The sequence below is a fragment of the Pseudomonadota bacterium genome (assembly GCA_026388215.1).
Classification (GTDB): Bacteria; Desulfobacterota; Syntrophorhabdia; order Syntrophorhabdales; family Syntrophorhabdaceae; genus JAPLKF01.
The window spans coordinates 1-14,655 of the sequence record JAPLKF010000008.1; the positions used below are offsets into that span (position 1 = coordinate 1).

At 40.2% G+C, this 14,655-nt stretch carries 17 protein-coding genes and 1 tRNA gene; 2 read left to right on the forward strand and 16 right to left on the reverse strand.

Annotated features, from left to right (window positions below; genetic code table 11):
* The 12 genes from NTU69_00360 to NTU69_00415 form a co-directional block, all read right to left on the reverse strand.
* Positions 1 to 281 (reverse strand): aminoacyl-tRNA hydrolase (locus NTU69_00360; GenBank protein ID MCX5801983.1); only part of this gene is annotated, 281 nt, incomplete at its 3' end.
* Positions 282 to 289: 8 nt separating this feature from the next.
* A complete protein-coding gene (locus NTU69_00365) occupies positions 290 to 1,021 on the reverse strand; it encodes a 50S ribosomal protein L25 (GenBank protein ID MCX5801984.1) in 732 nt (243 codons plus the stop codon).
* Positions 1,022 to 1,042: 21 nt separating this feature from the next.
* Positions 1,043 to 1,978, reverse strand: a complete 936-nt coding sequence (locus NTU69_00370) for a ribose-phosphate pyrophosphokinase (protein MCX5801985.1) — start codon at positions 1,976 to 1,978, stop codon at positions 1,043 to 1,045.
* Positions 1,979 to 2,002: 24 nt separating this feature from the next.
* Positions 2,003 to 2,074 (reverse strand) — tRNA-Gln (locus tag NTU69_00375).
* A gap of 11 nt (positions 2,075 to 2,085) precedes the next feature.
* Positions 2,086 to 2,355 carry a septation regulator SpoVG gene (gene spoVG / locus NTU69_00380; GenBank protein MCX5801986.1) on the reverse strand — a complete coding sequence of 90 codons (270 nt, stop codon included), beginning with the start codon at positions 2,353 to 2,355 and terminating at the stop codon, positions 2,086 to 2,088.
* 13 nt (positions 2,356 to 2,368) lie between these two features.
* Positions 2,369 to 3,205, reverse strand: coding sequence for a 4-(cytidine 5'-diphospho)-2-C-methyl-D-erythritol kinase (gene ispE / locus NTU69_00385; GenBank protein ID MCX5801987.1), 837 nt, complete (start codon positions 3,203 to 3,205; stop codon positions 2,369 to 2,371).
* Positions 3,206 to 3,224: 19 nt separating this feature from the next.
* Positions 3,225 to 3,833 carry a queuosine precursor transporter gene (locus tag NTU69_00390; protein ID MCX5801988.1) on the reverse strand — a complete coding sequence of 203 codons (609 nt, stop codon included), beginning with the start codon at positions 3,831 to 3,833 and terminating at the stop codon, positions 3,225 to 3,227.
* On the reverse strand, positions 3,833 to 5,314 hold the full coding sequence (locus NTU69_00395; protein MCX5801989.1) for an Rne/Rng family ribonuclease: 1,482 nt from the start codon (positions 5,312 to 5,314) through the stop codon (positions 3,833 to 3,835). The genes NTU69_00390 and NTU69_00395 overlap by 1 nt, the downstream gene beginning before the upstream one ends.
* On the reverse strand, positions 5,292 to 7,676 hold the full coding sequence (locus NTU69_00400; GenBank protein ID MCX5801990.1) for a TIGR03936 family radical SAM-associated protein: 2,385 nt from the start codon (positions 7,674 to 7,676) through the stop codon (positions 5,292 to 5,294). Before NTU69_00400 ends, NTU69_00395 begins: the two co-directional genes overlap by 23 nt.
* A gap of 81 nt (positions 7,677 to 7,757) precedes the next feature.
* Positions 7,758 to 9,125, reverse strand: coding sequence for a phosphomannomutase/phosphoglucomutase (locus tag NTU69_00405; protein ID MCX5801991.1), 1,368 nt, complete (start codon positions 9,123 to 9,125; stop codon positions 7,758 to 7,760).
* Positions 9,126 to 9,134: 9 nt separating this feature from the next.
* A complete protein-coding gene (locus NTU69_00410; protein ID MCX5801992.1) occupies positions 9,135 to 10,076 on the reverse strand; it encodes an ROK family protein in 942 nt (313 codons plus the stop codon).
* A 55-nt stretch (positions 10,077 to 10,131) separates the two neighbouring features.
* The gene (locus NTU69_00415; protein ID MCX5801993.1) at positions 10,132 to 10,911 is read right to left on the reverse strand and encodes a DUF72 domain-containing protein; all 780 of its coding nucleotides are present in this window, start codon (positions 10,909 to 10,911) and stop codon (positions 10,132 to 10,134) included.
* A gap of 153 nt (positions 10,912 to 11,064) precedes the next feature.
* Between NTU69_00415 and NTU69_00420 the strand changes: the two genes are divergently transcribed.
* Positions 11,065 to 11,715 (forward strand): TIGR00730 family Rossman fold protein, encoded by a 651-nt coding sequence (locus tag NTU69_00420; protein ID MCX5801994.1) that lies wholly within the window; start codon positions 11,065 to 11,067, stop codon positions 11,713 to 11,715.
* A gap of 112 nt (positions 11,716 to 11,827) precedes the next feature.
* Here the strand turns inward: NTU69_00420 and NTU69_00425 are convergent, their stop codons facing one another.
* The 4 genes from NTU69_00425 to exbB form a co-directional block, all read right to left on the reverse strand.
* Positions 11,828 to 12,604 (reverse strand): tRNA (adenine-N1)-methyltransferase, encoded by a 777-nt coding sequence (locus NTU69_00425; protein MCX5801995.1) that lies wholly within the window; start codon positions 12,602 to 12,604, stop codon positions 11,828 to 11,830.
* Positions 12,605 to 12,670: 66 nt separating this feature from the next.
* Entirely contained in the window at positions 12,671 to 13,444 is a 774-nt protein-coding gene (locus NTU69_00430; protein ID MCX5801996.1) for an energy transducer TonB, read from the reverse strand.
* The gene (locus NTU69_00435) at positions 13,441 to 13,824 is read right to left on the reverse strand and encodes a biopolymer transporter ExbD (GenBank protein MCX5801997.1); all 384 of its coding nucleotides are present in this window, start codon (positions 13,822 to 13,824) and stop codon (positions 13,441 to 13,443) included. The genes NTU69_00430 and NTU69_00435 overlap by 4 nt, the downstream gene beginning before the upstream one ends.
* Entirely contained in the window at positions 13,805 to 14,233 is a 429-nt protein-coding gene (gene exbB / locus NTU69_00440) for a TonB-system energizer ExbB (GenBank protein MCX5801998.1), read from the reverse strand. Before exbB ends, NTU69_00435 begins: the two co-directional genes overlap by 20 nt.
* A gap of 112 nt (positions 14,234 to 14,345) precedes the next feature.
* Between exbB and NTU69_00445 the strand changes: the two genes are divergently transcribed.
* Positions 14,346 to 14,655: helix-turn-helix domain-containing protein (locus NTU69_00445; GenBank protein ID MCX5801999.1), on the forward strand; the 310-nt coding region annotated here is incomplete at its 3' end.

Below are 14,655 nucleotides of genomic sequence, written 5' to 3' on the forward strand. Positions count from 1 at the left end.
CCGAATTCCATATCCAGGTCATCATGGACAACTATAAGGTCTTTTAATTGTATATCCATCCTTTTCATCAGGGATAAAAGCGGTCCGCCAGACAGGTTCATGAAGGTGTCCGGTTTTGCAATAAGCACCTCTTGATATGTGCCTACCTTACACCCGGATAATTTCTTCTTTAAAGGGATATTAAATCTTTCAGAAAACCTGTCGATTACAAGATAGCCAATGTTATGTCTCGTATATGAATATTCAAAACCTTTATTTCCAAGACCACATAATAAAAACAAAAAATCCTCTATTCCCCCTTCTTTTCTCTCTTTTCTCCCTTCTCTGCCTTTTCTGCTTTCTCTCTCTTCTCTGCCTTTTCTCCCTTTTCCCCCTTTTCTGCTTTCTCTCCCTTCTCTCCCGGCTCCACCTTCTCTACCTCTGCCTCTACCTCTTCCACCACTACTGGTTTTTCTTCCTCTACTGACGGTGGAGTGACGGTCACAATAGCAACATCCGCCCCCTCAAGAAGTTTCACGCCCGGTATTGATATTTGATTGACATGGAAGGAGTCCCCTATACCAAGGTCTGTTATATCCACCTCTATCTTTTCCGGCATCTGCGTAGGTAAACATGCAACCATAATTGTCCTTAAGTGCTGCTCAACAATGCCACTGTCTGCCACACCCTTTGCTTCACCCACAAGATGTATAGGTATTTCCACTTCAATAATTCTTTCCATTGATACCTGTAGGAAATCTATATGAAGAATTTTGTCACCGAGGAATCCTCTCTGGATATCCTTTACCATAACGGGTCTATTTTCAATATTATCTTCGTTATGTAATTCCATCTTCATGATTATATTTCTTCTAATCTGCTTCCCTAATCTTTGCCACTCTTTTAACGAAACCGTTATAGGCAGAGGTTCTGTATCTTTTCCATATAAAACCGCCGGTATGTTCCCCTCTCTTCTTACCCTCTTTGCCATACCCTTTCCTTTGCTCTTCCTTCTATCTGCCTTTATTAATATTTCTACCATGATGCAGCCTCCTATCGCTGTCTACACAAACAATGAACTTACAGATTCGTCTCTATGAATCCTCTTGATCGCCTCACCAAGCACCGGTGAGACATCAAGCACTTTAATCTTATCTAATTTTCTTGCCTCTTCTGAAAGGGGTATTGTATTTGTAACAATCAACTCCTTAATGCTGGAATTCTTTATCTTTTCCACAGCATTTCCTGAAAGGACCGGATGGGAACAACAGGCATACACAGAGTTCGCACCATTCTGCATAATAGCCTCTGCCGCCTTAACAATCGTGCCTCCAGTGTCAATCATATCATCAAGGATTATGGCCACCTTTCCTTTCACATTACCAATAATATGCATAACCTTCGAGACATTTGCCTTTTCTCTTCTCTTATCAATAATTGCGAGGGAAGCATTCAGTCTTTTCCCGAACTCTCTTGCCCTTTCTACCCCCCCTGCATCAGGCGATACGACAACAACCTCTCCCTTAATCTTCTTTAAATACCCTAATTGAACAGGAAGCGCATAGAGATGGTCAACAGGAATATCAAAAAAACCCTGAATCTGCCCTGCGTGCAGGTCCATAGCAAGTATCCTTGAAGCCCCTGCTACAGTTATGAGATTAGCTACAAGCCTTGCAGATATAGATGTCCTTGGCAATACCTTCCTGTCCTGCCTTGCATACCCATAATAGGGGATAACCACCGTTATTCTATCTGCAGATGCCCTTTTTAAAGCATCAATCATAATCAATAGCTCCATGAGATTATGGTTAACGGGAGGACATGTAGACTGGACAACGAATGTATCCATGCCCCTCACGCTCTCCTCAATTTCTACCTGAACCTCGCCGTCAGTAAAATTGCCGACCTTTGCCTTCCCTAACTTTACATTGAGAAACTTACATATCCTTTCTGAAAGTCTCGCATTTGCATTCCCTGTAAATATTCTTAGTTTATCCACTTAAGTTCCCCCTAAAAATAAATTCTGGGGCGGGAGGATTCGAACCTCCGAATGCAGGCTCCAAAGGCCTGTGTCTTACCGCTTGACGACACCCCAACGTCCTATCTTTACTGAGATTGTTCTTTACTTATTTCTCTTTCATATGCTTCTAACACACTGGATTCTATCTTTTGTCTTGTGGCATTGTTTAAGGGATGAACAGTATCTCTATATGAACCATCTTTCATCTTTTTACTTGGCATAGCAACAAAGAGCTTACTATCTCCATGTATTACCTTTAAGTCCCTCACGATAAAACAATCATCAAACACAACCGATGCGTATGCCTTAACCCTTTTCTCACTTACAGGAAATATCTTAATATCTGTAATCTCCATAATGCTTCGCCTCCTATATGCTATGTGCTATAAAAATACTTCCCATATCATTTAATAAAACTGATGCCCCCCTTGCCTGTTCCTCGCTCTCAAATATACCAAATACAGAAGAACCACTTCCACTCATCAATGCACCGATAGAGCCCAATTCAACCAATCTATCTTTTATAGTCTTAATTGTTGGACACATTAAAATGCCGGTCTTCTCAAGGTCATTTTCCAAAATTCCTGCGACATCATAAGCAGTATCAAATTTCCCCCTCAATTTAATATCATTTTCCCTGTTTGTCAATACGATTTTTAGACTTCCGTATACCTCTTTGGCCTTTAATACCACGTTTGGATATACAATAAGATACCATAAGGAAGGTAATTCAACAGGAGAAATTCTATCACCAATGCCCCTCATAATACATGATTTGCCGTATAAAAACAATGGAACATCTGCGCCAATTTTGCTCCCTAAACTCATTAATTCCTCATGCCCTATTGACAAACCCCAGATCCTCAATAGCTCTCTTAAAGTAGTCGCAGCATTACTGCTTGGCCCTCCAAGCCCGCTACCAATTGGTATGTTCTTTTCAACATACACCCTTACCCCTTTCTTAACCCTGTACCTCTTTTTCAAAAACAGAATAGCCTTATATATCGTATTCTCCTGACCATCAGGCAAAATCCCTCTATCATCCTTTACAATGATTCTATCATCCTCACCATCTTCTATGTGTATCACATCATAGAGGGATATAAGGTCAGCAACACTCACGAGATTGTGATACCCGTCATCCCTTTTTGAAAGAACTTTTAAGAATAGATTTACCTTGGCAGGAGAAAGGACTATGTGTTCCATAATAAACTAAAAAAGTTTTTCACTGTTCATTATCCACCGTCTTTATTCGTGAGCCTTTATAAGATGTTGTATAAATCAACGGAAGGCTAAAAAGTGTAATACCCATTTTCACAACATACTGACCTATAATAAGGGGTAATACCGGCATCACTCCATAAAAGGCAAGGGTAATAAAAATACAGCTATCAACAAAGGTAGATACCCCGTTGCTCACAAGCACCCTCGACCATCTGAATCTTTTTACATATAATTTCCAGGCATGATATACCTCCACATCAACAAGAGAGCTTATCAGGTAGGCGGTAAGGCTTGCAAATACAATCCTCGGGGTTGCGCCAAAGACTGCCTCATAAGCCTTTCCTTCCGTAAAAAAAGAAGGAGCAGGCAGGTGGATTATCAGATACGCATACACAGCAAGTAAGATGTTTGCGAGAAATGCCCCATACACAACCTTTCTTGCGCCATCCTTCCCGTAAATCTCATGTATCACATCTACAAGGGTAAAGGTTACTGTATAGATAAAAACAGCAGAAGGGACAACTATACCAAATAATTGTACCGGTCTCCCGGCAGTCACATTTGCAATAATCTCACATGCTATGTATAAACCTACGAAAATAAGACCCACTAACGAACCCCTTCTACTTGAAACCTGTCTATGCTGAACTCAGAATGAGCAATGATATTAATCTTTGTTTTATAGGTATTCTCAATGTATTCTATTGAGCTTTTCTCCTCCTCATAAAGGAGACTCGCCACCTCTGGTGAAAGATAGACATTGATCTTTTTACTTTCATCCTTTTTGAAAAAACTTCTCAGTTCTCTCAATACTTCGTAGCATACAGTATATTTTGACTTTATATATCCAGTACCATCACAGTTTGGACACACTTCGGTAAGGAGGGTTACAATATTGTCCCTTGTTCTCTTTCTCGTAATCTGAACAAGCCCGATCTCACTTATCGGATATGCAAACGTCTTTATCCTATCCTTCTTCAGGGCATCCACAAGGGCCTGGAAAACCATCTCTCTTGACTCTTTTCTTTCCATGTCAATAAAATCTACAACAATAATCCCTCCAATATTTCTCAATCTTATCTGATAGGCAATCTCTTTTATTGCCTCAAGATTAGTCCTCAAAATAGTATCCTCAAGGTCTTTTCTGCCAAGGTACCTCCCTGTATTCACATCAATCACAGTAAGGGCTTCAGTATAGTCAAAGACTATGTAACCACCAGATTTTAACCAGATCTTTTTCTGTGAAAGTTTCGCTATTTCAATCTCAATTCCATAAACCTCAAATATAGGATCCTTCTCATCAAAATAACTCACCTCACATCCCTCTTCAGGGAGATATTCCTTTAAAAACTCCCTTACCTTTTCAAATACAGAGGGGTCATCAACAACTATATTTTTTAAATTATGGGAGTGAAGGTCCCTTATGGCCCTGAATATTATGCCCAGGTCTTGATGTAATATTGAAGGAGCGCCCACATTTTTCGCTTTATCCTGAATGCTCTCCCATATCCTTTTTAAAAAATTAAAATCGCCTGTGAGTTCATCTTTTGTCTTACCTTCAGATGCAGTTCTTGCTATAAGACCAAACCCTTCCGGGCACATTTCCTTCAGTATTGCTGCAAGCTTCTTTCTTTCTTCTTCCTGTTCAATCCTGCGGGAAACACCAATATGCTGCGTTCCTGGCATAAGCACGAGAAACCTTCCAGGTAACGTTACCTTTGAGGTAACCCTTGTCCCTTTCTGGCCAATAGGTTCCCTTGAAACCTGAACGATTAATTCCTGTCCTTCTTCCAGCACGCCTTCTATTCGTTCATTAAATTCAACAGGGAATCCAGAATTTTCAAACTCCTCGTACATCATCTTATCCAGAATTATGTCACCCACATAAAGAAAGGCTGACCTTTCAAGACCCACATCCACAAAAGCAGCATCCATCCCCGGAACAATTCTCACCACCTTCCCTTTGTAAATATTTCCCACCATACTATTATCATTTTTTTTCTCTATGAAAAACTCTACCAAAACACCATTCTCAAGAAATGCTATCCTTGTCTCGTTGAATGTTACATTAACAATCAGTTCTGATGCCATATATCTTTTTATCCTCCACCTTTATAATTCTTTTAAATACTCCATCCAGCCACAACGCTTTAATACCCTTGCCTTTCCATATATAGAAGCTTTTATTGTTATTTTCCCATCTCAATCCTTCCATATCCACGTCCTTTTTTGTAACCAATATATACGAACATTCTTTTACCATGTCTTTCAGGCTTCCTTCAATAAATTCAAAAATTTTCATACCCCTCGGTAATATTCTGTTTATCTTTTTCAATATTGTAACATCAATCAAAATCCCACCATTTATCTCGACCTCAATCAACTCACAGGTACTCTCTACGCCAAGAGGTAATGCATTGGATAATGAAATATTTGGCATCGGGTGGTATCTCCCGTGCATTTTTATCGAGATACCCTGAGACCTCAAGGCCCGGAGCATTATATTCATAGTATCCAGATGACCAATATATCTTGCATCCCCATATTTTCCATACCTGAAGGTGTACTTCTTGGTTGGGAGTATGGAGTTCGGAGTTCGGAGAATTTCAAAAATTCGTCCTTCGTCTTTCGTCCTTCGTCTTTCGTCCTCCTGTTTTCTGCCTACTGCATACTCCCTACTGCCTACCGCATTTCCATGGCAGACTTCTTGTTTCTTTGTTCCCAACTCAAAACTCTGAACTCTGAACTCTGAACTGCTGCCTTGGCAGTCCATCCCGCAGCCTGCGCAGCCCGAATGACAATCTACGGTCAGTTGACCTTCTCCTGCCTTCTTCAGTTCTTCCCTCAAAAAGGTTTTATCTATACCTGTATCTATAAAATCCCACGGGAAGGCGCCTTCAAAAGGCCTGTCCCTTAAATAGCTTTGCGTTTTCAATCCATTTGCCTCAAACCATTCATCGTATAGTCCAGGTCTAAAAAACTCCCTCCATGCCTCAAGCTTCACACCTTTCTTAACAAGGTACTCAAAAAGCGGCGAAAGTGTCTCATCACCCCTTGAAATAATCCCTTCAACAACACTTACCTTTATATCCCTGTATTTCATTCTTACACCCTTTCCTTTTAATAGCCTCTTTATCATGGACATCTTTTCTTTAAGGATGTCTTCATCTTCCATCTGTAGCCATTGAAAGGGTGTATGGGGCTTTGGTATGAAGGGTGATACTGAAAGGTTAATATTCATACCTTCTTTCTCAAAGGGCTGAATAATGTCTTTTATAATTAAAATATCCTCCTCTTTCTCCCATGGGAAACCGATCATAAAATAAAGCTTCAGCCTCTTCCAGCCATATCTCCTGAGAAGTGAAAGTTGCCCGATCAGAACATCAATATCTATATTCTTATTCAGCCTCGACCTTATTCCCAAGGATGCAGATTCAAGTGCAAAGGTAAATCCAGTCCGTGCAACATCACCAATAATACTTATTTCTTCGTCCTTTATACTCCCGACCTTCAAGGAAGGAAGTGAAATCGACACACCTCTATGATTGTTTTTAATATAAGAAATAACCTGAAAAAGGGCACTATAGTCACCTGAACTTAATGAAAGGAGAGAAATCTCTTCATAGCCTGTCCCTTTGATCGCATCATCTATAATCTTTGTCACCCTTTCGAATGACCTCTCCCTGTATGGTCTATATCCAAACCCGGCGAGACAGAACCTGCAACCATTTCCGCAACCCCTCGATATTTCGATATTAAGCCTGTTGTGAATGCTTCCAACAACAGGTATTGGAGGTTTGACCGGGTGGTATGAACTATCAAGGTTTTTTATAAACAATCTTTTCACATGATTTTTCTTCATTAAAGGTGAATAAACACCCTCAATGTTGCTCAATTCCTTCAGAACGCTCATTCTATCAATCCCTTTCAGTCCCTTAACCACATGCAGGATGTCAACAAGGGCCTCCTCTGCCTCCCCGACCACAATAAGGTCAAAGAATCTTTCAAAAGGCCTTGGATTAAGCATAAGCGGACCGCCGCCTATCACTATCGGGTACCCACCCCTGTCTTCTGGCTTCATTGGGATTCCACCTAACTCCAGCATATTAAGGACATTGGCAACATTCAACTCATAAGAAAGGGAAAAGCCCACCAGATCCATAACATGTAGCGGTGTCCTGGACTCAAGCGTGAAAATGGGAATATTTTCCCTCCTCAAATACATCTCCATATCATGCCAGGGAGCAAAACACCTCTCACACCATACCCCTTCTATGCTATTTGCAAGTTCATACAGAAGAAAATAACCGAAGTAGGACATTCCCACCTCATATATATCGGGGTAGCAAAGAGCGAATCTTACAGTTACCTTTCTGGGATCCTTAATAATCCCGTTAGGCTCTATACCTGTATACCTTGCAGGTCTGGTAATATGGTTTGGGATATCAAACATTATGTTTATTTTAATTAATGAAGAATGAAAAATGTAGAATGTAGAATTTTTCCTAAATTCTTAATTCTTCATTCTTAATTCTTAATTCTTAGTTTTATACTCCTTCATAATCATAGAAAGGTCATTCATCACCATCTCTTTTATCCTCTCCAGCGCTTGCCCGCTTATCGCTTCAAACCTTAATACAAGGACTGGTTGAGTATTTGAAGACCTTACGAGCCCCCAGCCATCCTCCAAAATCACCCTTACACCATCTATATCGATTATCTTAAACCTATCCCTATAATATTCAGTCAACCTTTTTACAACTCCAAACTTTACATTATCAGGACAATCAAGCCTTATCTCCGGGGTAGAATACATTTTGGGCACATCCTTCAGATATTCAGAGACAGGTCTTTCATCTTTCCCCATAATTTCAAGTAATCTCAAAGATGAGTATATCGCATCATCGAATCCAAAAAACTTGTCAGCAAAAAACATATGTCCACTCATCTCCCCACCAAGAAGGGCCCCTACTTCCTTCATCTTTTGTTTTATGAGGGAGTGACCTGCCTTCCACATGATGGGTTTACCTCCATGTTTCTCCACATCTTCAAATAAATTCTGAGAACATTTTACTTCTGAAACAAAATATGCACCCTTGTTTTCCTTTAATATATCTCTTGCAAATATTATCATGAGATAATCACCCCAGATAATGTTTCCCTCATTGTCGATAACACCAATTCTATCACCATCACCATCATAGCCAATACCCACATCAGCTCTTTTATCAAGTACCGTTTTTCTTAGTGTCTCGATATTCTTTTCTACTGTCGGGTCTGGAAAATGGTTGGGAAAGTGTCCATCCATATCGCAGAAAAGCTCAATTACCTCCTGTCCCATCTCTTTCATAATGGGGGATGCAAAGGCCCCTGCAGTTCCATTGCCTGCATCGATTACAACCCTGAAGCACTTCTTTAGCTTTATGTTGCTTCTTAAGAAGTTGTAGTATTCTTCAACAATACCTTTATACTCCTTACATGAACCTTCTCCATGGACAAATCTTTTTTCTTCAATGATTTTACCTATATACTGTATCTCTTCTCCAAAGAGGGTGGTTTTTCCATATGCTACCTTAAAACCATTAAATTCAGGTGGATTATGACTTCCAGTTATCATTATTCCACCATCTATCTCAAGATTAAAGAGGGAGAAATAAAATAACGGAGTGGGTACAAGACCCAGGTCTATAACATTCAAGCCCCCTTCCATCATACCTTCAACAACAAGGTTTCTGAAGTGCTCGGAGCTCAACCGGCAATCCCTCGCAATGGATGCATTCTTCTTTCCTCTTTCGGACATATACGCAGCAAACGCCCTGCCAATATCCCTGACAACCTCGTCAGTCAGGTCTTCATCAACCCTGCCCCTTATATCATATTCCCTGAATATCTCCTTGTTCATCTATGCCTCCTATTCCTCTATAAATGCCGCACCCATAACAGCCGCCTCTTCTCCAAACCTTGCCTTCTCTACCCGTAAACCCTTTAGAGAAGCCGGCATTGCCCTCTTTTCCATCACTTGTTTTGTCTCATCAACAAGATACTTCGTCCCGTAAATCACCCCTCCGCCTAAAACAATAATTTCAGGATTTAGTAGATTAATAAGACTTGCAAGCGCTGTGCCCATATATACAATCACTTCCTGCCATATTTTTCCACACAAATCATCCCCAATAAGATAGGCTTCTTCAATGTGGCCGGCGTGTAACATCTCTATGTTCCCATTTATCACATCCCAGATTTTACCTCTATACCCTCCTCTTATTTCCTTTTTTACCCTCTCTACTATATATGAACCCCCGCAGTATGCCTCAAAACACCCTGAATTTCCACAGCGGCATCTATATCCATAGGGATTCAGTGTAATATGTCCAACCTCTCCCCCAACACCCGAGAACCCCCTGTACAGTTTTCTATCTATTATCAGCCCACCACCAATGCCGGTTCCAACAAATATACCAAGTACATCATCAGGTTTCCCGTTCAAACCAAACTTCCATTCTCCGTATGTAGCCGCATTTACATCGTTCTCGATAAATGTTTCTATGCCGCATGCCTTCTCTATATCATCCCTTAAGGGGACATTATGTAATCCCAGGTTAGGCGAGAATATAATATTTTTAGAATCTTTGTCTATCTGGCCTGCTGATGCTATACCTATCCTTTCTATTTCCTGTTTTTCAATCCCCTTTTCCCTTATAACATCACTCACCAAACCAGTAATACCCTCCATGATGCCTTTGTATCCTCTCTCCTTGTCTGTTGGAATCTTTTTTCTGTACGTTACACTACCACTTCCATCCACAATACCGGCTATTATCTTCGTTCCTCCCACATCAATACCTATTCTCATATTCAACCTCACCAAATTCAGGGGTTAGGGGATAGGGTCAGGGGTTAGCTATACCCTATACCCTTTTCTTCAACATCTCCATAAGCATCTGTGCGTTCTTCACCGCCTTGCCTGCATGACAGTTGTTAAAAAAGACAAATGTCTCAGAGGCATTTCCCGCAATATCTTTTATCGGTGAAACAAATTCCTTAAGTTCCTTCTCTGTATATAAATAATCATACCTTACATCAACCGGTTCACCAAACCATGCCCTGTTTCTCCCATGAAAACGGAAATAACCTATCCTGGAGGTAAGAACGGGAGAAAAAGGCACAAGACCTTTGATCTTTGGTTCATCTACAACACAATACCCAAAGGATAAATCCTTCAGGGTTTCCATGTACCTGTCCTGTAACCATTTTACATTTCTAAACTCCACAACCACTTCAATACCGTAAAACTCTTCCCGCAATAACTTCAAATAATCTATGTTGTGACTATCTGGAAGAAATGCATAGGGGAACTGAAATAGTAATGCCTTTAAGTTGTCACCGAGGGGACTGACACCATCCTTAAAAATTTTAAACTGCCCTTTAAGCATCTCTGTCCTCTCATGAGTCATACCTTTGTATGCCTTTACCGCAAAAGAGAAATCCCTTGAAGTCCTTTTCACAAAAGATTCCATTGTTCTTTTTGAAGGCATAGTATAATACGTAAAATTGACCTCAAGGGCCTTAAAACCCAAAACACGCTCATAATACGGGAGCATTTCATGCCTTTTGATTCCTGTTGGATATACCTCGCCTATCCAGTCATCAAATGAAAAACCACTTGTACCTATCAGAATATCTCCCATAAAAAAGTTCGGAGTTTAGAGTTCAGTGTTCGGAGTTTAAATATCGAACCTTAAGCTTTGCCCCTTGTCCTTTGCATTTTAATTTGACATATTTCGCCAATATCTAAATAATATATGTGAAAATCCAAAATCTCAAGGTAAAAAGGGGCTAATATGGAAAAACAGTATGTAATCGATGATATCACTTTAAAAGATACATGGAGGTTATTCCATATAATTGCGGAGTTTGTGGAAGGTTTTGAAAACCTTGCAGATATCCACCCTGCAATCAGCATATTTGGAAGTTCAAGGTGCAAGGAAGGTGACTTATTATATACAAGAACATATAACCTCTCAAGGCTCCTTGCAAAGAATGGGTTTAACATCATTACCGGTGGTGGGGGCGGCGTTATGGAAGCTGCCAACAGAGGTGCATCAGAAGAAGGGGCAAAATCCGTTGGGATAAATATAGAACTCCCCCTCGAACAAAAACCAAATCCCTATTCAAATATCAGGCTCAACTATAAATATTTTTTTGTGAGAAAGGTGATGTTTCTAAAATATGCAGTGGCTTTCATCATGCTACCAGGGGGGTTTGGAACGCTCGATGAGTGTTTTGAAGCCATCACGTTAATCCAGACAAAGAAAATGAAGCCCTTCCCTGTTATTCTCGTAGATTCATCATACTGGAATGGTCTTATCGAATGGATAAGAGAGAAACTGTTATCAAGCGGCACGATTACAAAGGAAGATATAAATATCTTCAAGGTTATAGATGAGCCTGAGGAGATAGTCGAGTACGTAAAAAAATTCGTTATCCTTTAGTATCCTTCTTCAACCGTGAATTTCTAAGTATCTTTTCCTGTAAATAGCCTTACAGTTCCATTGATGGTTCGCCCGAAATACAGAAAGGAAATTCCCTTCGCATTCCGGCACTTCATTCCAGACTATCACCCGCAAGCTGGTACTCACTTAACTTCCTTGCAAACAAAAGATAACCGGTATGGGCAACCATTCGGTCTTCTGGTCTCACCCTTTCTGCAATGGTCTTATATTTCCTGAGCATTATCTCCATCACTTCTATATCCCCAAAGCCATCCTTCAGTTTCCTCAAAATCTCAGTAACCTGGTTTGCGGTAGGAACAATCATACCCAGAGAACCGCTTTCCGTTAATAGGCTCCTCACTTTATCAAAATATATCCATGGTTCCCTCACATCAATAAATGCAGCATCAAACTCATTATTGAAATAATCCATCACATCACCATGGTGAAGGTCAACATTACCCCATTCAACAAAACGTTCAATATTCTTTTTTGCATTTTTATAATGCCTCTCTTCCTTCTCAAAGGAAACAACCATGCCTTCTGGACCAACGATATGTGAAAACAGAAAGGTTAATGCACCACTTCCCGTGCCAACCTCAATAACCCTTGAATTATGTTTTAAATTAAGCTTAAAACATACAAAAAACCCATCCTTTGGAAACACTATCTGGGTTTCTCTTCTTATACCATGCATGATGATATCCTCTATGGTTGGCTCATATATTTCATACTGCCCACATCTGATTCCAAAAGATTTTCCAATAAGATCTAAAAATGTCAATATCCCTCCCTTCCCATGAAAGGATTTATCCAGAGTTACCTTCTTCAGATACCTCTTATCTTTATACACTATCAGCACTAAGTCATTTTCGCCTATTATCTTCATCGCCTTCAGCCTTCACTTTTAAGCTACCGGCAGCAAATAAATGCCCACAGATGACTGCCGGTTTAATCACTCAAGTTTATACTCTATTGGCAGCACAATTACCAGCCTGTAAGGTACCTTCTGTGAAAAAGTCGTTTTTGCTATTGCTTCCCTTGCATTGCTATCAAGTACTGGGAAACCGGAGCTATTTACAACCTTAATGTTATGGATCGACCCATTTTCAAAAATAACAAAAGATAGAAGAACCCTGCCTTCCCAACCCATTCTTCTCGCCTTCTCCGGATACTTAATATTTTTCATAATGTTTTCCCTGATATAAAAAAATGTCTTGTCATCTGTGTTCCCATCTCCGTACCCAAGGGCTCTACCCTGCCCGCCACCTGTAGTACTACTAAGACCTGCAACGTTTTTCCCCTTTTGTGCAGAACCTTGACCCATTAACATGCTGTCTTTTCCTAAGCTGACCTCTCTGTGAACCTGCACCTGCCCTTCCGGATCATCGATCAGCGTTCGATCTCCAGGGACAGGACCGACATTCTTGACTACTTCACTACCTTGTCTCTGGTTTGGGGTTTCGGGTTTTAGGTTGTCTTTCTTCTGACTATCTCCTGGCTTCCTCTCACTGCCTTCTAAGTTCTGCCCCTTACTTGCTCCATACTGCCTGCTGCTTGCTGCGTACTGCATACTGTCTGCAGTAATCCCCTGCTCTTTCAAAAGTGTAAAATCTATCAATATAGTCTTTGGTTGAGGTTGTATATGAAATGGCATAACTACCAGAACTGAAACTATTAATAGATGAAGAATAACCGAGACAGAGAAACCGATGGAGCTTTCTTTCATTTTATAAACTCTTCAGTCTGCAAACTCACTTTTCTAAAACCCATTGTCTTTATCGTGTCGAGCACCTCAACAAAATTCTGTAATGGTATATTTCTGTCAGCTCTTATCAAAAAAGGGGTATCTTTTGGTGTATCTTTGAGTTTATTTTTAAGCCCGGATAGATTGATATATTTCCCTTGATAATATATATAGCCTCTGTTATCTATCTCTACCAGATCAGTTCTCAATACCTTTTCGTGCCTCCCAACCACCTTTGGAAGTTCAACAGGTATAATCCCGCTTGCCATAAATGTACTCGTCATAAGTACTATTGTAAGGAGGACAAGCATAACATCTATAAAGGGAATCACATTGATATAATCAAACTCTTTCTCTTCCATACCTTATATCCCATTCAAGAAGGATAACCTTTACCCTTCTCAAAAGATAATTATAAAAGACAATTGACGGTATAGCGACAAATAAACCAATAGCGGTTGCTTTCAATGCAAGGGCAAGTCCGACCATAATCTTTGTAGCGTCCACATAACCCTCAACACCAATCGTATAAAAGGTAAGCATGATGCCCAGCACTGTACCTAACAAACCTATATACGGGGCATTGCTACCTATCGTGGCTATGATGGCCAATTTCCTTGTTGCAGCTATTTCAAGGGTTTTCTTATCCTCTTTATAGTCTTCAATTTTTAGCCTCTTGATAAAAAGGAACCTTTCAACAAAAATGGCAAGGGAAACAATAGAAAGGAAAACCAAAAGTCCTATTATGCCATAATCTACCAGATACTTCAGCCAGAAACTTAACTGTAAACGCTGCGGGCATCAATGGATACCTAAACAAGAAGAAATTCGTATTTGTCCGAAATGCAAATCTCCTTATTGGGATAGACCAAAGAAAAAATAGATGATAAAGGTTTTCAAATACAGACTTTATCCAACAAGGAAACAATCCAACTTTCTCACAACACAACTTGACGGGCATCGCTTTCTTTACAATCAGGCTCTTGCTCAACGGAAAGAAGTTTACGAACAAACTGGCAAGGGGATCGGTTACGCCGCTCAGGCTACAGGGCTTATTCCAAAACTTAAAAAGACCTGTCTGCCAGCCAGGCAGGAAAGTAAAAATCTTGCTCTTTGCAATTATAGCTCTCTCCAACAAACATTGAGAAGACTTGATAAATCTTTCAAGGCTTTTTTCCGTAGAATTAAATCTG